Consider the following 23691-nt stretch of genomic DNA (forward strand, 5'->3'; position numbering starts at 1 on the left):
CGTTGAAGGCTTCTCTTATTTGAAGGCCTCACTTACTTGAAGGCTTCGTCTGGATCGGCCTTACTTAAAGGCCTCTCCGGGGTAGGCGCCCCAGATTTCCGACTGCGCCACCCAGCCTTCGGCGCCGTCGATCTTGGCGAGGCACCAGTCGCCGGTGCATTCGCCGATATTCATCATCACACCGGGCTCCAGCTTGGCGACGACGGTCGCGGATGGCTGGGCCTCGCGGCGCACGTTGACGAAGACGCTCTTGCCCTTGCCCTTCATCCAGGGGGCGGCGATGGCAGCGCGGGAGCCCGACAGCAGCGACTGGTTGACCCAGCCCTCGGTGCCATCGGCATCGCGCACCTGGCGCCAGTTGTCATATTCCTGGATGATTTCCACCGGCAGGCCGGCTTTCAGATACATCCACGACGCGGCATAATCGGTGCCTGGGCCGATGCGCAGATTGACGCGCTTGGATTTCAGCGTGACGAAGCGCGGCAGCGGCAGACCGCTCGGACCCTTCGCCGCCTGGGCATAGCCAAGCTCGGCGGTGCCGGCCGAAAGCACAAAGCCCAACGCGAGGGCGAGGCATGATTTCAGGACTGTGCTGCGCATGACGATTTCCGTTCGCTAAAACCCAGGCGTTTCCTCCGCCTGATTTCCGGGCCTCGACATTCCACGCACGCTCAACGAGTTTTGTTTGTCTTCGCGTACGGGTCTGGTAGAAATTCCCAGGAACGGGAAAATTATCCCGCGTCTTGGTTAAGGACCTCTGAACAAGGCAGCAGCTGCTGATATGACGACGAAGAAAAAACCGAAGGTCTATATTACCCGCAAGCTGCCGGATGCCGTCGAGACGCGCATGCGCGAATTGTTCGACGCCGAACTCAATATCGACGACACGCCACGCACCGCAGCGCAGCTCGCAACGGCGATGAAGAGCGCCGACGTGCTGGTGCCCACGGTGACCGACCGGATCGACGCGGCGCTGATCGACGAGGCCGGGCCGCAGCTGAAGCTGATCGCGAGCTTCTCCAACGGCACCGATCACATCGACGTGGAGGCGGCCGCCCGCAAGGGGATTACCGTCACCAACACACCCAACGTGCTCACCGAGGATACCGCCGACATGACGATGGCGCTGATCCTCGCCGTGCCGCGCCGGCTTGGCGAAGGTGCGCGCGTGCTGACCGACCGGCCCGGCGAATGGGCCGGATGGTCGCCCACCTGGATGCTCGGACGGCGCATTCACGGCAAGCGGATCGGCATTGTCGGCATGGGCCGGATCGGCACCGCCGTTGCCCGCCGCGCCAAGGCTTTCGGCCTCTCCATTCACTATCACAACCGCAAGCGGGTGACGGCGACGACCGAAGACGAGCTCGAGGCGACCTACTGGGAAAGTCTCGACCAGATGCTGGCCCGTGTCGACATCGTCTCGGTCAACTGCCCGTCGACGCCGGCGACCTTCCATCTGCTCTCGGCACGGCGTCTCGCGCTGCTGCAGCCGACGGCCTATCTCGTCAACACCGCGCGCGGCGACGTGATTGACGAGGCGGCGCTGATCAAATCGCTGAGGGAAGGCAAGCTTGCCGGCGCCGGGCTCGACGTGTTCGAGAACGAGCCGGCGGTCAATCCGAAGCTGATCAAGCTCGCCAACGAGGGCAAGGTGGTGCTTCTGCCGCATATGAGCTCGGCGACGATCGAGGGCCGTATCGACATGGGCGACAAGGTGATCATCAACATCCGCGCCTTCATGGACGGCCACCGCCCGCCGAACCGGGTGCTGCCGGGGCGTTAAGAAGCGAGTCGCTTACGCATCTCGATCGAGGTTATGCGGGTGAAGCCCGGATGGGCGTTCTCGGCGGTCTTCTCAAAACCCCAGCGGCCGAATACGGCGTGATTCTCGATAAGCTCGATGCGCGTTTCCAACCGCAGCGCCGGCAGCGAGAGTGTGCGTGCCGTGTCCTCGGCAATAGTCAGCAACCGCCGACCGATGCCGCGCCGTTCGGCACCCGGCGCCACCGCCAGCTTGCCGACATAGAGGCAATCCGCCTCGGGCCGCAGGAAGATGCAGCCGACGAGCGCGCCCTCTTCGATCACGACATAGGCGATCTCGGTTTGCGCCTTGGCGGCCAGCGATTGCGCCGTCAGCCCGAGTGCCGAGGATGGCGGGTCGATGCGGCCGTTCATGTAAGCGAAGGACGACAGGATGAGCGCGAGAAGCTCGTCCCAGCGGGAGAAACCGGCATCGAGGCGAAGGGTGGTCACGATGCCTGGCTCTGGTTCTGGCTCTGCCGGGCGCGCCGGCGCTTGTAGCGGATGGTGTCGAAGCGCGCCGCAAGCGCATCATAAAGCAGCAGGCGGCCGACCAGCGGCTCTCCGGTGCCGGTGATGAGCTTGATCGCTTCCATCGCCATCAGCGTGCCGATGACGCCGGTGAGCGCGCCGATGACGCCGGTCTCGGCGCAAACGGGGATCAGGCCTTCCGGCGGCTTTTCCGGGAAGAGGTCGCGGTAGGTGGGATTGAGCACGCCATCGGCAGCGGCCTCATAGGGCTTCAGCACGGTGACCGAGCCATCGAAGCGACCGACGGCGCCGGTTACCAGTGGCAACTGCGCGGCTTCCGCGGCATCGGCCGCAGTGTAGCGCGTGTCGAAATTGTCGGAGCCGTCGATAACGAGATCGAAGCCGGAGAGATGGCGGCGGGCGCTATCTGCGGAGAAGCGCTCCTCGAAGCGGATGACGCGGACATGCGGATTGAGCCTTGCGATGGCGAAGGCCGCACTTTCCGTCTTCAATTCGCCGATCGTGCCGGAATCGTGGATGACCTGGCGCTGCAGATTGGAGAGCGATACCCGGTCGTCGTCGGAAATGCCGAGCGTGCCGACGCCGGCCGCCGCGAGATATTGCAGGATGGGAGCGCCCAGGCCGCCGGCGCCTATGACGAGAACGCGCGCTGCCTTCAGCTTCTGCTGGCCGGCGCCGCCGATCTCCGGCAGCAGGATGTGGCGCTGGTAGCGGGCGATTTCTTCCGGGCTCAACGGTTCCATGGGCGCGATGCTAGCATGGCCCTTGGCGGCGGGGAAAGTGTCGGTCATTCGAATATCTTTCCATCGGCAACGGTGAAGAATTGCGCCCGGTCGCCGAGGGCCGAGAACATCGAGCGGTCGGTGCCGGTCATGAAGGCCTGGCCGCCGAGCGCGTCGATCAGATCGAAGAGCGCGGCGCGCCTGTTTTCGTCGAGATGGGCAGCGATCTCGTCCAGCAGCAGGATCGGCGCATGGCCGGTGAGATTGGCGACGAGGCGGGCGTGGGCCATGATCAGGCCAACAAGCAGCGCCTTCTGCTCGCCGGTCGAGCAGCGCGCCGCTTCCATGCGCTTGTCGCGGTGGCGGACGAGCAAGTCGGCGCGGTGCGGGCCCTCCAGCGTGCGGCCGGCGGCGGCGTCGCGGTAGCGGCTTTCGGCGAGATGTGCCGCGTATTCATCCTCAAGGTCGACGGCGGGGCGATCGAACTGGCCATCCATGAAGCCGGCGAGATCGAGCGAGGCCGAGGGGAATGGCGAGGTCTCACGTGTCTCCTCGATGAGGCGGACGAGTAGGCCCAGCATCTCCTGGCGGGCCATCGCCATCGCAATGCCGAGGGTTGCCATCTGTTCCTCGATGCCAGAGAGCCAGGAGGGATCGAAGCGGCGCTCGTCGAGCAGCTTGTTGCGGCTGCGCATGGCGCGCTCGAAATCACTGGCGCGGCGGCCATGGGCGGGATCGAGCGACAGCACGAGGCGATCGAGAAAGCGGCGACGCTCGGACGAGCCGCCGGTGAAGAGGCCGTCCATCGAGGGCGTCAGCCAGAGAAGGCGCAGGTGATCGGTGAGTTCGTCGGCGGTCTTGGCCGGCGTGCCGTTGATGCGCAGGCGGCGGGACGTGCTCTCGTCGTTGCCGTCGACCCCGGTGCCGATCTCGACCTCGCCATCCATGCCGTCGAGGGCCGCGAAGATCGTGAAGCCGCCATGGGCGCCGACGCGGGTGACATCGCCATAAGTGGCGCGGCGCATGCCCCGGCCCGGCGACAGAAACGACACCGCCTCCATCAGATTGGTCTTGCCGGCCCCGTTATCCCCCACCAACACCACATGCCGGCCATCCAGCTGCAAACCGGCCGACGCATAATTGCGAAAGTCGGTGAGCTTGAGACGGCACAGGGAAACCTTGTGGGGCATGCTTTATCCGGATTCGTGACGGCTGAGAGCTAAGCGCTATGGGCGCGGATGGCAAGGGTGGGGGGTGGTGGGGGGAGTGTGAGGCTTGCGAATGTGTAGCGCGGAATTAGTGTTAGCGGTCTGCGGTGCCGCGATCAGGTATTGAGCGTTGTGCCGTGTGGTACCCCCCTCTGCCCTGCCGGGCATCTCCCCCACAGGTGGGGAGATTGGCTGGGCGCGGCCGCTCGCTCTACCTTCATTGTTTGATTGGGGAGCAAGCCACGAGTCGATCTCCCCCCTTGTGGGGGAGATGCCCGGCAGGGCAGAGGGGGGTATTACACGGCACAGCCTCTCGACCATCAAACCGCACTTGAAAAACACACCCAATCCCCACGCCGCCCGAAAGCCCGTGTCTCCACCATTCCAACCTTCACTCGGACGGGGCGCTGGAAATCACCTCGATTGAGTAAGTAAAATATGGCGCTTCCCAGCGCCCCGTTCGGCGGTTTTTATCCGCGACTTCGACCTCTCTGCCTTCTCGCCCAACTTCGCGACGAGACCATGTGTGCCTCACAGGCACGTCCGGGCTCAACTCAGGCCCGTCTTGCGACAGGACCCGCCGTCACCGGAGGGAGATCATTTTCCGCGGACCCGGACCGTGAGGTTTTGCGTCCTACCCTCACGCTCCGCGCCGATCCCGCCTCGCCGGCACGCCTGCCGGTGTATCCGATAACGGGACGTCGACAGTGTAGGGCGCGGTTTTCGAGGCGGGGAAAATCTGCGCCTGGATTTTGCGTAAGTGGTTGATCGTCAATACTCGCATCATCTCCAGTATCCCCCTCGCTCGGGGAGCCGCACCATTCACGGCGAGGGCATTCAGTCGCAGCGGCTTTCGCGGCAGCGGGCGAGCGCTTATATGAGGCGTGCCGCAAGAAGCGGCGGAACGGATTTTGCGATGGATAGCGAGATACAGGGACGGGCGGCGCATTCGGCGGCGATCAGGGAGCGGGCAGAGGCGGAGATGGCGGGCATGGGGGTCGATGCGGCGTTTATCGATCGTCTGGTCGAGACGTTTTATGGGCGTGTTCTGGAACATCCCGCGCTGGGACCGGTGTTCGACGCCAGGCTTTCCGGGCGGTGGCCGGAGCATATGGAGAAAATGAAGAGCTTCTGGTCATCCGTCGCCTTTCGCAGCGGCGCTTACGGCGGCAAGCCGGTGCAGGCGCATGTCGGCGTGGCCGATATGACGCCGGAGCTTTTTCCACAATGGCTGGCGCTGTTTTCCGCGACGCTCGACGATATCGCTCCCTCCGACGAGGCGAAGGCATGGTTCATGGCGACGGCCGAGCGGATCGCCCGGAGCCTGACGCTGTCGCTGTTCTACAATCCCGCGCTCGACGATCCCCGGCTGAAGAAGGGCTGAGATCGCCGAGCCTGCCTGAGATCAGGCAATGCGCTTGTAGAAGAAGGTCGAGGCGCAGAAGCCGCCTTCCGGCCAGAGGGCGTAATCCGGGATGACGCCGACGCGCTCCCAACCCAATCGCGGATAGATCGCCTCGGCATCGCTGCCGGTCGCGGTATCCAGCACGAGAATGGTCTTGCCGCGACGCGCGGCTTCCTCTTCGGCAGCGCGCATCAGGAGGCGCGCCAGGCCCTTGCCGCGGGCGGCGCGGTGGACGAGGAGCTTCTTCAGGTCGGCACGATGCGGCTGGTTCGGCATCTGGGCGGCGCCGATCTGCACGGTGCCGAGCACCCTGCCCTCAATCTCCGCGACGAAAAGCAGGGTGGCGCCGGAGGCGACGCTCTCGACGACGGCCCGCCAGTAGGGTTCGGCATCTTCAGGCGTGTAGGGTTGCATGAAGCCGACGGACGCGCCGCCTTCGACACAATCGACGAGGACATCGCAAAGATCGGGTATCGCGGCGCGCGCCTCTGTCGCGTCGAGCAGGCGGATGGTGGTCATGGGGTCTCCTGAAATCAATTAATGGCGGCGGCGGTCGAGCACGACGCAATAGCGGGCCGGCGCCGGACCGGGATTATGGAAGACATGGCCTTCGGCCACGGGCATGAACAGGCAATCGCCGGGGAGCAGGCGATGCACGGTGTTGTCGCCGGTCGTCATCTCCATCTCGCCATCGAACAGCCAGATATGCTGGGTCATGCCGCTGGCGGCCGCATGCGGCGGGAAGCTGACACGGGCGCCGGCCGGGAATTCGACATCGACGATATCGACATCGGAACTGGTGCCCGGCGGCGAGACGGCGCGCCTGATGTAGCCGGTTTCCGGATCGCGCCAGACCTGCTGGTCCTGCCGGCGCAGCAGCGGCGCGGCTTCTCCCTCCTCCGCAAAGAAGGCAGACAGCGACAGGCCGAGCGCGGCGCAAACGCGGGCGAGCAGTGCTGCGGTCGGGCTCGCCTCACCGCGCTCGATGCGCGAGATCATCGCCCGGCTGACGCCGGAGGCGGTGGCAAGATCGTCGAGCTTCAGGTTTCTATCGGTTCTCAGCCTTCGAATCCTGACGCCGATCGCGGTTTCGAGTTCCTGTTCCATTATCCGATCCATATTTCTACTATAATAGAAATGCATGGTTCAATCGTGGAATCAAGCGCTATTTTCGCCGCGCGACAGCGCGACTTATCGTAAACGAAACCCTGCTTTTCCGCTTTGCGGCAAGGGGATGCGCTGCTATATGCGGCGCATGAGCACCAATTCGACCCGCACGCCCCTCGACCATATCCGCAACTTCTCGATCGTGGCCCATATCGACCACGGCAAGTCGACGCTGGCCGACCGCCTGATTCAGTCGACCGGCGGCCTTGCCGAGCGCGACATGTCGGAGCAGGTGCTGGATTCGATGGATATCGAGCGCGAGCGCGGCATCACCATCAAGGCACAGACCGTTCGCCTGCACTACAAGGCCAATGACGGCGAAACCTATATCCTGAACCTGATCGACACGCCCGGCCACGTCGACTTCGCCTATGAAGTCTCGCGTTCGCTGTCGGCCTGCGAGGGCTCGCTGCTCGTCGTCGACGCCTCCCAGGGCGTCGAGGCGCAGACGCTCGCCAACGTCTACCAGGCGATCGACAACAACCACGAGCTGGTCACGGTTCTCAACAAGATCGACCTGCCGGCGGCCGAGCCCGACCGAATCAAGGAACAGATCGAGGAAGTGATCGGCATCGACGCTTCCCAGGCCGTGCTGATTTCGGCGAAGACCGGCCTCGGCATTCCCGACGTGCTTGAGGCGATCGTGCACCAGCTGCCGGCGCCGAAGAGCGAAGCCGGCGAGAAGGGCCCGCTGAAGGCGCTGCTCGTCGACAGCTGGTACGACACCTATCTCGGCGTCATGGTTCTGGTGCGCATTCTCGACGGCGTGCTCTCCAAGGGCATGACGATCCGTATGATGGGCACGGACGCCAAGTATCAGGTCGAGCGCGTCGGCGTGCTGACGCCGAAGATGCTGGCGGTTGATTCACTCGGCCCGGGCGAGATCGGCTTCTTCACCGGCTCGATCAAGGAAGTGGCGGACACCCGCGTCGGCGATACCATCACCGAGGACAAGAAGCCGACGGCGACGGCGCTGCCGGGCTTCAAGCCGGCTCAACCCGTCGTGTTCTGCGGTCTCTTCCCCGTCGATGCGGCCGACTTCGAAGATTTGCGCGCTGCCATGGGCAAGCTGCGCCTTAACGATGCGTCCTTCTCGTTCGAAATGGAAAGCTCGGCCGCTCTCGGCTTCGGCTTCCGCTGCGGCTTCCTCGGCCTGCTGCATCTCGAAATCATCCAGGAGCGCCTGGAGCGTGAGTTCGATCTCGACCTCATCGCCACCGCCCCTTCGGTCGTCTATCAGCTGACCATGACCGACGGTTCGGAGCGCGAGCTGCACAACCCGGCCGACATGCCCGATGTCGTCAAGATCTCCGAGATCCGCGAACCCTGGATCAAGGCCACCATCCTGACGCCGGACGATTATCTCGGCGGTATCCTGAAGCTCTGTCAGGACCGTCGCGGCATCCAGACGGAACTCACCTATGTCGGCAAGCGCGCCATGCTCACCTACGAGCTGCCGCTCAACGAAGTGGTGTTCGATTTCTACGACCGCCTGAAGTCGATCTCCAAGGGCTATGCCTCGTTCGACTATCACCTGGCCGATTACCGCGAGGGTAACCTCGTGAAGATGTCGATCATGGTCAATGGCGAGCCGGTCGACGCGCTCTCCATGCTGGTGCACCGCACGGCTGCTGAAAAGCGCGGCCGCGACATGTGCGAAAAGCTGAAGGACCTGATCCCCAGACACATGTTCAAGATCCCGATCCAGGCTGCGATCGGCGGCAACGTGATCGCCCGCGAGACGATCTCGGCGATGCGCAAGGACGTGACCGCCAAGTGCTACGGCGGCGACGCATCACGCAAGCGCAAGCTGCTCGACAAGCAGAAGGAAGGCAAGAAGCGCATGCGGCAGTTCGGCAAGGTCGATATTCCGCAGGAAGCCTTCATTGCCGCGCTGAAGATGAAGGACGACTGAGGCTCTTTGCTTCTGCCTGATATGCGCATATCATATGCGCATATCAGGAGACCGATCATGCCTCAGACCCGTCGCAAGGCCGCCAACCTGTCGCTCGACAGCGAGCTCGTCTCGCAGGCGCGCGAACTGAACCTCAATGTTTCCAAGGCCGCGGAAGACGGCCTCAGGCGGGCCATCAAGAGCGAGCGCGAACGGCTGTGGCTGATCGAGAACGCCGAGGCGATCGATGAAGCGAACGCCTATGTCGAGAAACATGGGCTGCCCTTCGCGAAGTACCGCACATTCTAATGGCACGCTTTCACGTCTACGAAGTGGGCGGCGACTATGCTCTCGATGTGCAGTCGCACCTGCTCTATCGGCTCAACACGCGTGTCATGATTCCGCTCGTCGTTGCCAGCCAGGTTGTAAACGTCATGTCTAGGCTAAACCCGGTCTTCGTGGTCAACGGCAGGAACTATCTGATGTCCACCGAGCGCATGGCGTCCATTCCGCTATCGGAGATCGGCGCGGAAGTGGCCGATCTCTCGTCCCGAAGCGACGACATCACCGCCGCCCTCGACTTTCTCTTCCAAGGTTTCTAGGTGTTCCTCGCCATATAATCCTTCGTCAGCTTTTCGTAATCCTGCATCTCCGGCAGGGCCTCGTAGCTGTGCTCAGCGCCGGTTTCAGCGAAAGCAAGCTTCTCGCGGGTCCATGTTTCGATGAAGGGCGTGAACCAGCTGGCGTCGTCGAGCATGGTCGGGCGCAGGTTGACGAACCACTCCATGCCTTCCGTCTTCGTGAACATCCAGGTCATGCAGTGCGGGCAGAAATAGTGGTGCGACATGGCGCCGTGGAGGCCGCCGATGACGGGTTCACCGCTGGTGATCTCGAAACCGTCGGAGGGGATCGCCGCGCTCAGCGAATAGGCGCTCGAGGACATGGTCTGGCAGCCGGTGCAGTGGCAGGCCATGGCCAGAAGCGGCTTGGCGCTGATCTTCAATCGCACGCGACCGCAGCGGCAGCCACCCTCGCTCGGCAAATTCAACTGGCTCATCTCTATCTCCCTGATTCCGATTGAGATGATAGCGCCCGGCGGGCTGAGATGAAGGGGATCGGTCGAATAAATGCGGCTGATGGTGAACTCTCAACCTGCGGGACGAGATAGTTGCACTCGGATTGCCCATCCTGCCTCATTGAAAATGCGAAATAATCTGTCGCGGCCGCGACATATCCGTACCCACGGGTGTGTTGACCGGCGCGAATGCATTTTCAATCACTGATTGTCTATATCCTTATTTAGGCTCCGGCCGACATGCGGGTAATCCCTAGCGCAGACGCTATGCCTGGCGCGACATATCGACTTTTAACCGGCTAATAGGCAGTCTTTTCACCCGGTTTTCCCCACTATTCGCCGCTTTCGTTTTGGGGGTTGCAACGGCCGACCTTTACGATAGGTTGCGCGTTGACTTGCACGTAACAGGTCACCAAGGGAACAACGACGAATAAAAGGCGCTAAAAAGCCTAGAAAGGTGGGCCCCCACATGAACTTCCCCACAAAGAAAATTCTTGCCTCCGCAGTGCTTGGCTCGCTGCTGGCATTCTCCGCCCACGCGGCGACGATCAACATCCACAATGGCGGCGACCCGCAATCGCTCGATCCGCAGAAGCTCTCCGGCGACTGGGAGAACCGCATTGCTGGCGACATCTTCGAAGGTCTGGTGACCGAGGATGCGCATGACAATCCTGTCGCCGGCCAGGCCGCGAGCTGGACGATCTCCGACGACCGCAAGGTCTATACCTTCAAGCTGCGCGACGGCATCCAGTGGTCCGATGGCCACCCGGTGACCGCAGGCGACTTCGTGTTCGCCTTCCAGCGCCTGATGGACCCGAAGAACGCCGCCGACTACGCCTATCTGCAGTTCACCATCAAGAACGCCGAGAAGATCAACAAGGGCGAGATCACCGATTTCAGCCAGCTGGGCGTCAAGGCGATCGACGACAAGACGCTCGAGATCACGCTTGAAAACCCGACCCCCTACTTCCTCAACGCGCTGATGCACTACACGGCCTATCCGCTGCCCAAGCACGTCGTGGAGGCCAAGGGCGCCGACTGGGTAAAGATCGGCAACATCGTCACCAATGGTCCGTATACGCCGACGGAATGGATTCCAGGCTCGCACGTCACGACCAAGAAGAACGACAAGTATTGGGATGCCGCGAACGTCAAGATCGACGGCGCCAAGTTCTTCGTGCTCGAAGACCAGGAAGCCGCGCTGAAGCGCTACCGCGCCGGCGAATTCGACATCCTCACCGACTTCCCGACCGACCAGTACGAGTGGATGAAGAAGAACCTGCCGGGCCAGGCGCATGTCGCCCCGTTCTCCGGCCTCTACTACTACGTCATCAACTCGCAGAAGGGGCCGACCGCTGACAAGCGCGTGCGCCAGGCGCTCTCCATGGCGATCAACCGCGAGGTCATCGGACCGCAGATCCTCGGCACCGGCGAGCTGCCGGCTTACTCCTGGGTACCGCCGGGCACCGCCAATTACGGCGAGCCGGCCTACATCTCCTGGAAGGATGAGCCCTACAAGCAGAAGGTCGAAGAGGCCAAGAAGCTCTTGACGGAAGCCGGATTCGGACCCGACAAGCCGCTCACCCTGCAGCTCAAGTACAACACCAACGACAACCACAAGCGCATCGCCGTTGCGATCGCCGCCATGTGGAAGCCGCTCGGCGTCAATGTCGAACTCATCAACGCCGAAACCAAGGTGCACTACGACCAGCTGCAGCGCGGTGACGTGCAGGTTGGCCGCGCCGGCTGGCTCGCCGACTACAACGATCCGGACAACTTCCTGAATCTGCTCGTCACCGGCGTGCAGATGAACTATGGCCGCTGGTCGAATGCCGACTACGACAAGCTGATCAAGGACGGCAATGCCGAAACCGATCTGACGAAGCGGGCGGAGATGTTCAAGAAAGCCGAGCAGATCGCACTCGACGACAGCGCCGCGTTGCCGATCTACTACTACGTTTCCAAGAACGTGGTCTCGCCGAAGATCGAAGGCTTCGTCGACAACATCCAGGACATCCACCGCACCCGCTGGCTGTCCATAAAGGAATAAAGAGAGGCATTGTCTTCACCCTGCCCGGGGGCGATTGCAACAGGTCAAGACCCCTCCCAACCCTCCCCACAAGGGGGAGGGCTTAACCCAGCCAAACCGCCGAGCCCCATTGGGGCAGGCGGGCGCGGCAGGTTTTCTCCCCCCTTGTGGGGGAGATGGCCGGCAGGCCAGAGGGGGTCTTTTCCCACACTATTGCCTTCGCATCCGCCCGAACCAGTTTCGATTGGTCACGATGATGCGAAAGACCCGGCGCAGGAAAGACCGTCACCACCATGATCAATTATGCATTCCGTCGATTGCTGTCGACGATCCCCGTTATGTGGATCGCCGTGACAGCCTGCTTCTTCGTTCTGAGATTGGCCCCTGGCGGGCCGTTCGATGGCGAAAGGCCGTTGCCACCCGTGATCCTCCAGAATCTGGCGGCCCACTACAATCTCGATAAGCCGCTGATCCAGCAATATCTCTACTACGTCGGCGATCTCTTGAAGGGCGATCTCGGTCCCTCGTTCGCGTCCGAGGACTTCACCGTCGCGCAGCAGATCATGATCGGCCTGCCCTACACCTTCATCATCGGCACGGCGGCCTTTCTGCTGGCGATCGTGATCGGCGTCGCCGTCGGCTGTCTTGGGGCGCTCTACCAGAACAAGGCGCCGGATTACATTCTGGGCGCGCTGATCCTGGTGGGCGTCGTGCTGCCGAACTTCCTGATCGCACCGATCCTGCAGCTGGTCTTCGGCATTCACCTGCAGTGGCTGCCGGTCGGCGGCTGGGGCAATGGATCGCTGAAGTTCCTGGTGCTGCCCGTGGTGGTGCTGGCGCTGCCGCATGCCGGGCGCATCTCACGCATCACCCGCGGGTCGATGATCGAGGTGATGGGCCAGAACTTCATCCGCACCGCCAAGGCCAAGGGCATCGGCCCGCGGCTGACCGTCATGCGCCACGCGCTCAGGCCGGCGATGATGCCCGTCGTTTCCTATCTCGGCCCGGCGGCCAGCTATCTCTTGACCGGCTCGCTGGTCGTCGAAAGTGTCTTCGGCCTGCCCGGTATCGGCCGCTACTTCGTCAACGCCGCATTGAACCGCGACTACGGCATGGTTCTCGGCACGGTCATCTTCTACATGGTGCTGATCGTGTTCCTGAACCTTCTCGTCGATATCGCCTATGCCTGGCTCGATCCGAAAGTGAGAAACCGATGATCCTCAATCCCGCAAAGAGAGAGCTGCTCGCCGCCGAACTGCTGGAGGCCGAGGGTCTCAGCCCTGTCAGCCGTTCGCTCACCCGTGACGCGCTGCGCCGCCTCGGTCGCAACAAGGCGGCCGTGGCCTCGATCATCGTTCTCGTCCTGCTCGTGCTTGTCGCCTTTATCGGTCCCTACCTCATTCCCTTCGGCTACGAAGATCCGGATTGGGCCGCCTTCCGCTCACCGCCTTCGTTTGCCGACGGCCATTACTTCGGGACCGACCCGAATGGCCGCGACCTGCTTGCCCGCGTGCTTTACGGCACCCGCGTATCGCTGGCCGTGGCGCTGACGGCGACGCTTGTCTCCGTCGTCATCGGCGTGCTCTACGGCGCCATCTCCGGCTATATGGGCGGACGTGTGGATGCCGTCATGATGCGCTTCGTCGATATCATGTACGCCTTCCCCTACATCCTCTTCGTCATCCTGCTGATGGTGATCTTCGGCCGCAACGTCTATCTGCTGTTCGCGGCGATCGGCGCGCTCGAGTGGCTGACCATGGCGCGTATCGTGCGAGGGCAGACGCTGTCGCTCAAGCAGCGCGAGTTCATCGAAGCGGCGCGTGCCTCCGGCCAGAAGCCGCTGAAGATCATTACCCGGCACATCATTCCCAATCTCGTCGGTCCTGTCGTCATCTTCGCGGCGCTGACCGTGCCCGAAATCATCGCGACGGAGAGCTTCCTTTCCTATCTCGGCTTCGGCGTGCAGGAACCATTGACCTCATTGGGTACGCTGATCTCCGAGGGCACCGATGCCATGGAGAGCATGCCCTGGCTGCTCGTCTTCCCGGCCGGCTTCCTCGTCGCCCTGCTGCTCAGCCTGCTGTTCATCGGCGACGGCCTGCGCGATGCATTCGACCCAAGGGACCGCTGAAGGGATCGCTGACATGCAAAAAGACATCAAGAACGACACCCTTCTCGAATTGAAGGACTATTCGATCAGCTTTCGCACGCCCGAGGGCGAGGTGAAGGCGGTTTCCAACATGAACCTCACCGTGAAGCGCGGCGAACGCATCGCGATCGTCGGCGAGAGTGGCTCGGGCAAGAGCCAGACCTTTCTCGGCATCATGGGATTGCTGGCGAAAAACGGCCGGACCAGCGGACAGGCGCTTCTCGAAGGGCGCGACGTGCTGGCGCTGAAGCCGCGCGAGCTCGACCATGTGCGTGGCAAGGACATGGCCATGGTGTTTCAGGACCCCATGACCGCGCTCAATCCTTCACTCAAGATCTCTCGACAGCTGACGGAGCAGCTCGAGGTGCATCGCGGCTTTACCGCACGCGCGGCCTCGGCCGAAGCACTGGACATGCTGAAGCGCGTGGGGATCCCCGACCCATCCCGGCGCTTCAACCTCTATCCGCACGAGCTATCCGGCGGCATGCGCCAGCGCGTTGTCATTGCCATGGCGCTGCTGACGAAGCCGAAGCTCCTGATCGCCGACGAACCGACCACCGCGCTCGACGTGACGATCCAGGCGCAGATCCTCGACCTCTTCAACGATCTGACGGCCGAGATGAATACGGCGCTGGTCATGATCACACACGATCTCGGCGTCGTCGCCGGTCTCGCCGACCGGGTGGCGGTCATGTATGCCGGGCGCATCGTCGAGGAAGCACCGGTGGACGAGCTGTTCGAGAACCCGGCGCACCCTTATACGGCGGCACTCCACGCCTCGATCCCGCGCCCGGACCAGGACGTCGACCAGCTCGCCGTCATTCCCGGCCGGCCGCCGAACCTGCAGCATCTGCCGAAGGGATGCAGCTTCTCGCCGCGCTGTCCGCTCGTGCAGAACGACTGCATCGACGCCGCGCCACGCCTCGACGTGCAGGCACCGCGCCATCTCGCGGCCTGCTTCCATGCCTTTCCACGCCTCGAGGAGGTTCTGACCAATGGCTGAACGATCACTTCTCAGGGTCGAGAACCTGACGACCCAGTTCGACGTACCCTCCAAGGGCTTCTTCAAGCCGCCGCTGACGCTGACCGCCGTCAACAATGTCAGCTTCGATCTCAGCGAGGGCCGCACGCTCGGTATCGTCGGGGAATCAGGCTGCGGCAAGTCGACCCTCGGGCGCTCGATCCTCAGGCTCCTGAAGGCGCAAAAGGGCCGTATCCTCTGGCAGGGCCGCAACCTGCTCGACCTCTCGGACGAAGAGATGCGGGCCGCACGCCGCGACATGCAGATCATCTTCCAGGATCCGATCGCCTCGCTCGACCCGCGCATGACGGTTGGAGACATCATCGCCGAGCCGCTGACGGTGTTCGAACCGAAGCTCAACCGCGCTCAGCGCGCCGAGCGGGTGCAGGAGATCATGGCCGCCGTCGGCCTCGTGCCTGAAATGATCAACCGCTATCCGCACGAGTTCTCGGGCGGCCAGGCGCAGCGCATCGGCATTGCCCGGGCCGTCATCACGCGGCCGAAGCTGATCATCTGCGACGAGCCTGTCTCGGCCCTCGACGTGTCGATCCAGGGCCAGGTGATCACGCTTCTGCGCAAGCTGCGCAAGGAGTTCGGCCTGACGCTGATCTTCATCAGCCACGATCTCTCGGTCGTGCGGTTGATTTCCGACGACGTGCTGGTGCTCTATCTCGGCAAGGTGGTCGAGGCCGGTGATTGCGCGACGGTGTTCGACAAGCCGGCACATCCCTATACGCAGGCGCTGTTTTCGGCAGCCCCGATCCCGGATCCGAAACTGGCGCGCGGACGCCAGCGGATCCGCCTGCAGGGTGACCCGCCATCGCCGCTGAACCCGCCAAAGGGTTGCGTCTTCTCCCCACGCTGCTGGAAGGCGACCGACATCTGTCGAACCGAGATGCCACTGAGCGAAGAGGTCAGGCCCGGCCAGACGGCTGCCTGCTACCACATCGAGCGCTGATACAGCGGCGGCCACGACCGTTATCGTGGCCGCCCGCCTCCCGCAAAGCGTGTGAGTCCTGCAACAGGGCGCATATCATCGCCTACTCAGTGACCATACTGCGGCCATTGCGTAGTCTTCCGGGCTTCCCTCCGGCGCGAGTTGCTCTATGGTGCCTCCATCAGACCGGAGGGGTTTCATGCGCGTACGGTTTCTCGTTGTCATGCTGCTGCTGACCAGTTGTGGCCACCCAAGCGGCGTGATGACGCCCGTGGCGCTGACGGCGGCGACCCCGAAAACGACCCGCGTCGACATGCTGGTCGCCACCACACGCGAGCCCTCGGGCGATCCGGCGACGCTGTTTAACGGCGAGCGCAGCCCCAAACCGTCGCTCACCGCCGTCGAAGTCTCCATCCCGCCGAACCGCAAGTCCGGCACCGTGCAGTGGCCGAAGCGCCTGCCGCCGAACCCGGCGACAGACTTCGCCGTCACTGGCGTCCAGCAGATCGGCACGGTGAAGGAAGGCCGCGCCTGGCTCAGCCAGCACATGCACAACGGCCACGCGCTGGTCTTCATCCACGGCTTCAACAACAAGTATGAGGATTCGGTCTTCCGCCTGGCGCAGATCGTCAACGACAGCGGCATGGACGCCACGCCAATCCTCTTCACATGGCCGTCGCGCGCGCAGATCACGGCTTACGAATACGACAAGGAAAGCACCAACTATTCGCGCACGGCGCTTGAGCAGGCGCTGCGGACGCTGGTCAACGATCCCAATGTCAAGGACATCACCATTCTCGCGCACTCCATGGGCACGTGGCTGACAATGGAGTCACTGCGTCAGATGGGCATTCGCGACGGGCACCTGAACAGCAAGATCCGCGACGTCATCCTGGCCTCGCCAGACATCGACATCCAGGTCTTCGCCAAGCAATATGCCGAGATGGGCACGCCGCGGCCGAAATTCACGATCTTCGTGTCGCAGGACGACCGGGCGCTTGCCTTCTCCAGCTTCATCACCGGTCGCGTTTCGCGCTTGGGCGCGATCGACCCCACGGTCGAGCCCTATCGCACCAAGCTGGAAGAGGCGGGCATCACCGCGATCGACCTCACCAAGGTCAACAGCAACGACCGCCTGAACCACGGCAAGTTCGCCGAGAGCCCCGAGATCGTGCAATTGATCGGCCAGCGCCTGATGACCGGTCAGCCGCTCACCGACAGCAATGTGACGCTCGGACAGGGTATCACCGCTGTCGTCGGCGGGACTGTCACCAATATCGGGACGGTGGCGGCCACCGCGGTGGCCGTGCCGGCGACGATCATCGAGGCGCCGATGATGCACCAGCAGAAGAAGAAGCCGGCTACGGCCGATCAGACGCTGCAGGGAGATCTCAAGGAACAGCAGCTGACGCAATAGGCCGTAAGGTGAGCGGCGAAGGCGCCTTTCTTTGCGCGCTTGTGAGGTTCGCCAAGGCCGAACTGTCTGCCTCGAATAGCACCTGATGGAATGTGGAAGGCCCGTGGTTGTCCCAAGGATGCCGTGAGCGACGTGCAGGCGCCAGCTCCACGTCTGCGCCTGCACGGGAAAGCTAATCCATGATGTGGTATCCGCCGTCGATATAGATCGTATCCCCGGTGATGAGACGCGCCGCGTCATGCGCCAGGAATGCGGTTGCCATGCCGACATCGTCGATCGAGACGAGACTGCGTGTCGGCGCCGTTTCCTGTGCCTTGTTGAGAAGCTCGTCAAATTCAGGAATGCCGGAGGCTGCGCGCGTTGCCAGTGGGCCGGGCGAAATCGCGTGCACGCGAATGCCCTTGGGCCCAAGTTCGGCGGCGATATAGCGGACGGCGCTTTCCAGTGCTGCCTTGGCAACGCCCATGATGTTGTAGTTCTTCACCACCATCTGGCTACCATAGTAGGTCATGGTGAACAGCGTTCCGCCCCGCTTCATGAGCGGTTCGGCGAGGTGCGCCATCCTGATGAAAGACCAGCAGGAGACGTCCATGGTCTTCAGAAATCCGTCGTGCGGCACATCGACCACGCGTCCCTGCAAGGTGTCCTTCGGCGAGAAAGCGATGGAGTGCACCACGAAATCGAGCTCGCCCCAAAGCTCGGTGATGCGCTCGAACACGGCTTCCAGCTGGCCGGGCACCGAGACGTCGAGCGGCATGACGATCGGCGCTTCCAATGCATGCGCGAGCGGCTCGACATGGGGCTTGGCCTTGTCGTTGAGATAGGTCACTGCTAGTTCGGCGCCCAGAGCGCGGAATGCCCGCGCGCAACCCCAAGCGATCGACTGATCATTAGCGATGCCAACCACTAGTCCACGCTTTCCTTCAAGAAGCTTAGCCTTCACCGTCGGGATCATATGCAGCCCTTTCTTCTATCCAATTAGCTGGTGCGCGCCGGCAGACGTGGTCCCGTCATCGGTAATAAGCGCCAGCGTGTGCCGTGCGATCATCAGCTCCTCGTCGGTCGGGACGACGAAGACCTTCACCTTGCTGTCGTCCCTCGATATTAGCAATTCGCCGGCCTTGTTGCGTTCCGTGTCGAGCGATACGCCGAGCCAGTCGAGCTTCCTGGCGATCCGTTCGCGCATGACCGACGAGTTTTCACCGACACCGGCTGTGAACACAAAGGCGTCCAGCCCGCTCAACGCGGCGGCAAGCGCACCGGCATTGAGCCCGATGCGATGAACGAAATGGTCGAGTGCCAGGGCGGCACCAGCCTCCTCGCTATCAAGCAGGTCGCGCACATCGTTGCTGATGCCGGAGAGGCCCTTGAGGCCGGACTCCTTGTACAGCATATCCTGCAGCTGCCTTGCCGACATTCCATGCTGATCGAGCAGATAAAGCAGCACGCCGGGGTCGATCTGCCCGCATCGCGTGCCCATCGGCAGGCCATCAAGCGCCGTGAACCCCAGTGTGCTCTCCACGCTTCGGCCTTCGCGAAGCGCGCACATCGACGCGCCACTGCCGAGATGGGCGACGATGACGCGTCCGCCCGCAACATCGGGCGCAACCTCCGCCAGCCGTCCCGCTACATATTCGTAGGACAGACCGTGAAAGCCGTAACGCCTGACTCCCTCCTCGAAATAACGCGTCGGTATCGCATAGTGATCGGCCACCGGATCATGACCGCGATGGAAGGCGGTATCGAAGCAGGCCACCTGCGCCAAGTCGGGCTGGCGCTCCAGCAGAACCCGCATGGGTGCGAGATTGTTTGGCTGATGCAGCGGCGCAAGGGGCGTGTACCACTCCAGCTCCCGCAGCAGGCTTTCATCGACCTTCGCCGGCCCAGCATGGTTCGGCCCGCCATGGACGACGCGGTGGCCGACCGCGATCATACGGCCCTCAAGCCGTTCCCGCAGCCACTGACCCACAAGGCGCATCGCCGCAGGCAGATCCGGGACGTCCTCGCGCGGATAGTCTTCGTTCGCCAGCGCGTCTCCCTCAGCGTTCCTTATGGACAGATGCGGCGCGGTGCCGATCCCTTCCATCTTTCCCTTGACCTGTCGCGTGAGCGAACCCGAAACGGAGAAGACTTCGAATTTCAGGCTGGACGAACCGGCGTTGACCACGAGAATCGTGTCCATCGCCTCAACCGCCCTGTATCGGCGCCGCCCGACGGCGCGCTTCCGCGAGCAGGACGCCGACGGCGCAGGAGGCAAGACGCGTGCGCACGGAATCCGCCCGCGACGTCAGGATGATCGGTACGCGCGCACCAAGAACGAGGCCAGCTGCATCCGCCCGCGCCATGAAAGTCAGGTTCTTCGCCAGCATGTTGCCGGCTTCGAGATTGGGAACGACGAGGATATCGGCGTGGCCGGCGACCGGAGAGCGGATGCCCTTTATCCTCGCCGCCTCCGGATCGATCGCGTTGTCAAAGGCAAGCGGCCCGTCCAGAACGCCACCGGTGATCTGTCCGCGTTCCGCCATCTTGCAGAGCGCAGCCGCCTCGATCGTTGAGGGGATCTTCGAGGTGACCGTCTCAACAGCCGACAGGATCGCAACGCGCGGCGTGCCAAGGCCGATCTGGGTGAAAAGATCGATCGCGTTCTGGATGATATCGCGCTTGGCATCGAGATCCGGCGCGATGTTGATGGCGGCGTCGGTGATGAAGAGCGTTTCCGAATGGCCGGGAACATCCATGACGAAAACATGGCTGATCCGACGTGCGGTTCTGAGCCCCGTCGCCGATGACGTCACGGCCCGCAAGAGTTCATCCGTATGCAGGCTTCCCTTCATCAGAAGATCACCACCGCCTTCCCTGATGATCTCAACGGCCTTGGCAGCTGCCGCATCGCTATGCGGGGCATCGACCAGTTCGAACGCCGAGATGTCGAGATCGTGCGATCTCGCGACGCCGCGTATTTTCTCAGCGGGACCGACAAGGAGCGGGTGTATCAGGCCGACCTGGGCGGCTTCGATGGCCCCGCGCAGCGATGTCTCATCGCAAGGGTGGGCGACGACCGTGGTCATCGCGGGAACCTGCTTGGCCTTCGCGATGAGCCGCTCATATTTCTCGTGCCGGCCGGCATCGCCAACGTTTTCCAAGTTCGACATTTGCACATGCTCCATGCTGGAAGACGCGTTCAAAGCTTGGGTTCTTCAATGATCCCGTCGGTTAGGTCACGCGGCGGATGGCCTTCACCGACGCCGTTTTGGCTGGAGGGGCGGCGACAGGCTCTTCGGAAAGGTCGAAGATGCCGACAATTCTCTGCCAACGCTGTTCGGCCTCGCCGATCAGCGCGCCACGCGCGTTCAGAACCTCCCGCAGTGAAGACAAGCCGTGGCGGCGCAGCCCCTCTTCCGACGGCAACAGCCGGGCAATGGCGTTAACGGCCGCCTCCTCGTCGATGACAAGCATGAGGAACTGGTCGCGGATCAAACCCTTGAACTCCGCAAGCGTCATGACCGGCATCCCGTCCTCGGCGCGACGCATCCTGCGGATCGCTGCAAAGCCACGCTCGTCGGCAGCACCATTCGCCATGGCCACATACAGAAGGCTGCGCGCCAAACCCTCGCGAAGCCCGCCTCGGTCCATTTGTGCCTTGAGTTCGTCTATCCTGCCCTTCAGGACACGCGCATGCAGCGCGGTCTTGCTTGCCCGCCGCTGCGGCCTGATGTCCGAGCTGTCGATACCGACCGCGGCCTGCAGGAACGGCGAGCCATAGACGGAGAGGAACGTCGCCTCGCTCAGCATCTCCATCCCCTGCCGCCACGCGTCCAGGCTCTCGACGATCTGCCGCGAAACGGCCTGCTCGATAGCCAGGAAGGGATTGCCCGAAGCGACGGGGCGGCGTTCTTCGGCCACGTCGGCGGCGAGATCGGCAATGGGCGCCATCAGCGGATTGACGTCCGAGAATACCTCATATTGCAGCCGCAGCGGATGCACCTCGCGAAGGCCGCGACTTACCCAGTCCGGCACCATGGCGCGCACGACCGGTTGCAAAAAAGCGCGGTAGAGCGACAGGTTGATGTCGGAGACCTTTGCGACAGTGGCGAAACGCCGATCATCAGCCGGACCATTGCATCCGAGCGCTCGGACATCATCCAGCGTTCGCGCCTCGCAGCGCATGATCCAATCGCCTTCGACGAGGTCTCCGCCGACGGTTTCATCGTTCTTCGACTGAAAGACCGCCTCGTAAAGCCCCGGCGGCAAAGCGTCGATCAGGTCGATGTTGCTGGAGAATTCGCCGTGCTCCTTGCGCGCGACACTTGCGGACACGAAGATCCCGAGATGGCCGATCGTCTCATGCACCGTGTAGACGATCGTCTGCCCGTGCGAGCGTATCTCGTTCACATCGTCGTAGAGATCGAGAATCCAGCCGAGCGCTTGCGCCGGCGGGGTGACATTGTCACCCTTCGAGCAGAAGACGACGATCGGCGCGCGAATGTTGCGAAGGTCGACCGCCTCCCCATTCGATGTCTCGATACGACCGGCGGCAAGATTGTTGCCGACGAAGAGTTCGTCCACGATGAACTGGATTTCTTCGGCGTTGAGGCTGACGTGACCGCCCCACCACTGCTCAAATCCGAGATAGCGCGACGCCTCGGTGTCGATCTTCGAATAGAGATTGTACTGCTTGGTCCAGAGCGTATTGGCCGGGTTCTGGTTCTCGAAATTCTGCACGAGCCAGGCGCCATCGAACAGTCCATGACCAAGATCGCTGGTCAGCGCCGTCAGCCACGTGCCGCCAAGCAGACCTCCCGTATAGCGCATCGGATATTTGCCACGCTCGCCCGCCCAATAAGACAGCGGCGCGCCGGCAATGATGATCGAGCCGAAGAGTTCGGGGCGGATCGCGGCCAGCATCATGACGGCCCAGCCCGCCTGGCAGTTGCCGATGACGCAGGGCTTGGCATCGGCCTGCGGATGCAGCGCGATGACTCTTTCCAGGAAGACGGCTTCAGCCAGTGCAATATCCGCGATCGTCTGGCCTGCGACCGGCTCCGGGAGGAACCCGATGAAATAGCACGGATGTCCGCCTTTCAAGGCAACGCCGATCTCGCTATCCGCCTTGAACCCTCCGATCCCCGGCCCATGTCCGGCGCGCGGGTCGACCACGACGAAGGGGCGGCGCGCGTCGTCGACCGTCATGCCCTCAGGCGGGACGATGCGGACGAGCGCGTAGTTGACGGGGCGCTCCAGCGTACGCCCATCCAGCACGACCTCGGGCGTGAAGTTGAGCACATGCGGCGCGTTTGATCGGGCATGCGCGCGATATTGGTTGCCGCGCTGTCGCATGACATCCCAGAAGAGAATGCTGCGTTGCGCCGCATCCAACGCATAGTCGAACGCAAGCGCGGCTGGACCAAATTGAGTGGCGAAACCTGGTGTGGGGAGATGGGAAGAATACCGCATGCCGAATCTCCTGGTTCATCGCTTTTGGCGATCATTCAAAGACCTAATGCAGCTCTGAGATTATCTTCGTTCTGCATCCGCTCTATGAACGCGCCCTGATCTTGCAGAGCACTCATTTATCTCGCAGATGCAGCATAGGCAGAATGGCGCCTTCAACCAACGTATCATACGGTAGCATACGAGCGTTTTCGTAGGGCGTGAGGGAATCTGACAGAAATCCGGGTCAAGGTCGGCGCCTGACACTGAATGCCGCGTTAATCGCACAACAGCGCAACCCTGTGAGCCGGCTCACAAATCGCGCAAGGACGCGAGCAGACCGCCCTTCACAGCATCCTGCTGCAAATCCGCGACAATCGGCGCCCTAAGGCGGGTCGGTAAGTCTGTCGTGTTTGTTTTGGGAGATAAGATTTGGTTGCGTTGTCAGGCTTAGACCCTGCGGCCTTCAGGTTATGGTCCTGAGGACGACGAGCTACCATCGCCAGGGAAGATGAAGTCTTCCCGCCAGCGATAACGTCGAGGTTCTGGAAAGAATGTTGGTTGCGGGGGCAGGATTTGAACCTGCGGCCTTCAGGTTATGAGCCTGACGAGCTACCGGGCTGCTCCACCCCGCGCCAGCGTAAATCCCTTCGGGATTTATCGCGCTTGAGTAAACCGCGAAGCGGTTTGCTCTTACTGCCGGAGCAAAACCCTATTGGGTTTTGTTCCTGTAAGGGACGCACCATTATAGCTGAGGTGCGTCGAAGTTTCATTCTGTATGTTCGAACCAGCAAAAGCAAAAGGCCGCTTGCGCGGCCCGATGTTTTCGGCTGGGCCGAAGTTTCATGATGAGAAGATTTTATGTTGCGTTTAGCAGACCTGGCAGCGACCGACTCTCCCGCGTCTTAAGACGAAGTACCATAGGCGCAGGGGCGTTTCACGGCC

Annotated in this window: 22 protein-coding genes and 1 tRNA gene; 11 read left to right on the forward strand and 12 right to left on the reverse strand. The window is 62.5% G+C overall.

The genetic code is table 11. The annotated features are described in order from the left end of the window. Positions 1–60: 60 nt before the first annotated feature. Positions 61–600: an SH3 domain-containing protein gene (locus ACIQUB_RS16070; RefSeq protein WP_018899091.1), complete on the reverse strand. Its 540-nt coding sequence runs from the start codon at positions 598–600 to the stop codon at positions 61–63. Between the two features lie 181 nt (positions 601–781). Here ACIQUB_RS16070 and ACIQUB_RS16075 point away from each other — a divergent pair, with 181 nt between their 5' ends. Next, a complete protein-coding gene (locus tag ACIQUB_RS16075) occupies positions 782–1783 on the forward strand; it encodes a D-glycerate dehydrogenase (protein ID WP_113239700.1) in 1002 nt (333 codons plus the stop codon). Here the strand turns inward: ACIQUB_RS16075 and ACIQUB_RS16080 are convergent. From ACIQUB_RS16080 to recF, 3 genes are read right to left on the reverse strand one after another with little or no spacing between them, the layout of a single operon-like run. Next, complete coding sequence (locus ACIQUB_RS16080; protein ID WP_402930557.1) at positions 1780–2253, reverse strand: GNAT family N-acetyltransferase; 474 nt, start codon at positions 2251–2253, stop codon at positions 1780–1782. The two genes, ACIQUB_RS16075 and ACIQUB_RS16080, sit on opposite strands and share 4 nt — an antisense overlap. Then, the gene (locus ACIQUB_RS16085; RefSeq protein WP_113239698.1) at positions 2250–3083 is read right to left on the reverse strand and encodes a molybdopterin-synthase adenylyltransferase MoeB; all 834 of its coding nucleotides are present in this window, start codon (positions 3081–3083) and stop codon (positions 2250–2252) included. Before ACIQUB_RS16085 ends, ACIQUB_RS16080 begins: the two co-directional genes overlap by 4 nt. Beyond that, positions 3080–4204: a DNA replication/repair protein RecF gene (recF, locus tag ACIQUB_RS16090; protein ID WP_402930560.1), complete on the reverse strand. Its 1125-nt coding sequence runs from the start codon at positions 4202–4204 to the stop codon at positions 3080–3082. The genes ACIQUB_RS16085 and recF overlap by 4 nt, the downstream gene beginning before the upstream one ends. 934 nt (positions 4205–5138) lie before the next feature. Between recF and ACIQUB_RS16095 the strand changes: the two genes are divergently transcribed. Further along, positions 5139–5606 carry a truncated hemoglobin gene (locus ACIQUB_RS16095; RefSeq protein ID WP_113238338.1) on the forward strand — a complete coding sequence of 156 codons (468 nt, stop codon included), beginning with the start codon at positions 5139–5141 and terminating at the stop codon, positions 5604–5606. A 21-nt stretch (positions 5607–5627) separates the two neighbouring features. On the opposite strand, the gene ACIQUB_RS16100 is transcribed toward ACIQUB_RS16095, so the two are convergent. Further along, complete coding sequence (locus ACIQUB_RS16100; protein ID WP_113238337.1) at positions 5628–6146, reverse strand: GNAT family N-acetyltransferase; 519 nt, start codon at positions 6144–6146, stop codon at positions 5628–5630. Between the two features lie 18 nt (positions 6147–6164). Next, positions 6165–6734 (reverse strand): helix-turn-helix domain-containing protein, encoded by a 570-nt coding sequence (locus tag ACIQUB_RS16105; protein WP_111563030.1) that lies wholly within the window; start codon positions 6732–6734, stop codon positions 6165–6167. Positions 6735–6873: 139 nt separating this feature from the next. On the opposite strand from ACIQUB_RS16105, the gene lepA reads away from it, so the two are divergent. From lepA to ACIQUB_RS16120, 3 genes are read left to right on the forward strand one after another with little or no spacing between them, the layout of a single operon-like run. Continuing rightward, positions 6874–8709, forward strand: coding sequence for a translation elongation factor 4 (gene lepA / locus ACIQUB_RS16110; protein ID WP_026283110.1), 1836 nt, complete (start codon positions 6874–6876; stop codon positions 8707–8709). A gap of 57 nt (positions 8710–8766) precedes the next feature. Further along, positions 8767–8997, forward strand: coding sequence for a type II toxin-antitoxin system CcdA family antitoxin (locus ACIQUB_RS16115; RefSeq protein ID WP_112434173.1), 231 nt, complete (start codon positions 8767–8769; stop codon positions 8995–8997). Continuing rightward, the gene (locus ACIQUB_RS16120) at positions 8997–9290 is read left to right on the forward strand and encodes a CcdB family protein (RefSeq protein ID WP_113238336.1); all 294 of its coding nucleotides are present in this window, start codon (positions 8997–8999) and stop codon (positions 9288–9290) included. The genes ACIQUB_RS16115 and ACIQUB_RS16120 overlap by 1 nt, the downstream gene beginning before the upstream one ends. Here the strand turns inward: ACIQUB_RS16120 and ACIQUB_RS16125 are convergent. Further along, the gene (locus tag ACIQUB_RS16125; protein ID WP_113238335.1) at positions 9287–9745 is read right to left on the reverse strand and encodes a GFA family protein; all 459 of its coding nucleotides are present in this window, start codon (positions 9743–9745) and stop codon (positions 9287–9289) included. The genes ACIQUB_RS16120 and ACIQUB_RS16125 overlap by 4 nt on opposite strands. A gap of 487 nt (positions 9746–10232) precedes the next feature. Here ACIQUB_RS16125 and ACIQUB_RS16130 point away from each other — a divergent pair, with 487 nt between their 5' ends. From ACIQUB_RS16130 to ACIQUB_RS16155, 6 genes are all read left to right on the forward strand, one after another. Then, a complete protein-coding gene (locus ACIQUB_RS16130) occupies positions 10233–11813 on the forward strand; it encodes a peptide ABC transporter substrate-binding protein (RefSeq protein ID WP_113238334.1) in 1581 nt (526 codons plus the stop codon). Between the two features lie 272 nt (positions 11814–12085). Then, positions 12086–13009, forward strand: coding sequence for an ABC transporter permease subunit (locus ACIQUB_RS16135; protein ID WP_113238653.1), 924 nt, complete (start codon positions 12086–12088; stop codon positions 13007–13009). Then, positions 13006–13923: an ABC transporter permease subunit gene (locus ACIQUB_RS16140; RefSeq protein ID WP_113238652.1), complete on the forward strand. Its 918-nt coding sequence runs from the start codon at positions 13006–13008 to the stop codon at positions 13921–13923. The genes ACIQUB_RS16135 and ACIQUB_RS16140 overlap by 4 nt, the downstream gene beginning before the upstream one ends. 13 nt (positions 13924–13936) lie before the next feature. Further along, on the forward strand, positions 13937–14944 hold the full coding sequence (locus ACIQUB_RS16145; RefSeq protein WP_113238651.1) for an ABC transporter ATP-binding protein: 1008 nt from the start codon (positions 13937–13939) through the stop codon (positions 14942–14944). Beyond that, positions 14937–15920: an ABC transporter ATP-binding protein gene (locus ACIQUB_RS16150; RefSeq protein WP_112437352.1), complete on the forward strand. Its 984-nt coding sequence runs from the start codon at positions 14937–14939 to the stop codon at positions 15918–15920. Before ACIQUB_RS16145 ends, ACIQUB_RS16150 begins: the two co-directional genes overlap by 8 nt. Before the next feature lie 241 nt (positions 15921–16161). Then, positions 16162–17316 carry an alpha/beta hydrolase gene (locus ACIQUB_RS16155; RefSeq protein WP_402930576.1) on the forward strand — a complete coding sequence of 385 codons (1155 nt, stop codon included), beginning with the start codon at positions 16162–16164 and terminating at the stop codon, positions 17314–17316. A gap of 172 nt (positions 17317–17488) precedes the next feature. On the opposite strand, the gene fabI is transcribed toward ACIQUB_RS16155, so the two are convergent. The 5 genes from fabI to ACIQUB_RS16180 form a co-directional block, all read right to left on the reverse strand. Beyond that, entirely contained in the window at positions 17489–18271 is a 783-nt protein-coding gene (gene fabI, locus ACIQUB_RS16160; RefSeq protein WP_113238650.1) for an enoyl-ACP reductase FabI, read from the reverse strand. Positions 18272–18286: 15 nt separating this feature from the next. Continuing rightward, entirely contained in the window at positions 18287–19498 is a 1212-nt protein-coding gene (locus tag ACIQUB_RS16165; RefSeq protein WP_113238649.1) for an acetate/propionate family kinase, read from the reverse strand. Positions 19499–19502: 4 nt separating this feature from the next. Further along, complete coding sequence (locus ACIQUB_RS16170; RefSeq protein ID WP_113238648.1) at positions 19503–20468, reverse strand: phosphate acetyltransferase; 966 nt, start codon at positions 20466–20468, stop codon at positions 19503–19505. A gap of 61 nt (positions 20469–20529) precedes the next feature. Then, a complete protein-coding gene (locus tag ACIQUB_RS16175) occupies positions 20530–22770 on the reverse strand; it encodes a DUF3141 domain-containing protein (protein ID WP_402930566.1) in 2241 nt (746 codons plus the stop codon). A gap of 534 nt (positions 22771–23304) precedes the next feature. Continuing rightward, positions 23305–23381 (reverse strand) — tRNA-Met (locus ACIQUB_RS16180). Positions 23382–23691 lie beyond the last annotated feature (310 nt).

Origin of the sequence: Rhizobium sp. NPDC090275 (assembly GCF_044772225.1) — a bacterium.
Taxonomy (GTDB): Bacteria; Pseudomonadota; Alphaproteobacteria; order Rhizobiales; family Rhizobiaceae; genus Rhizobium.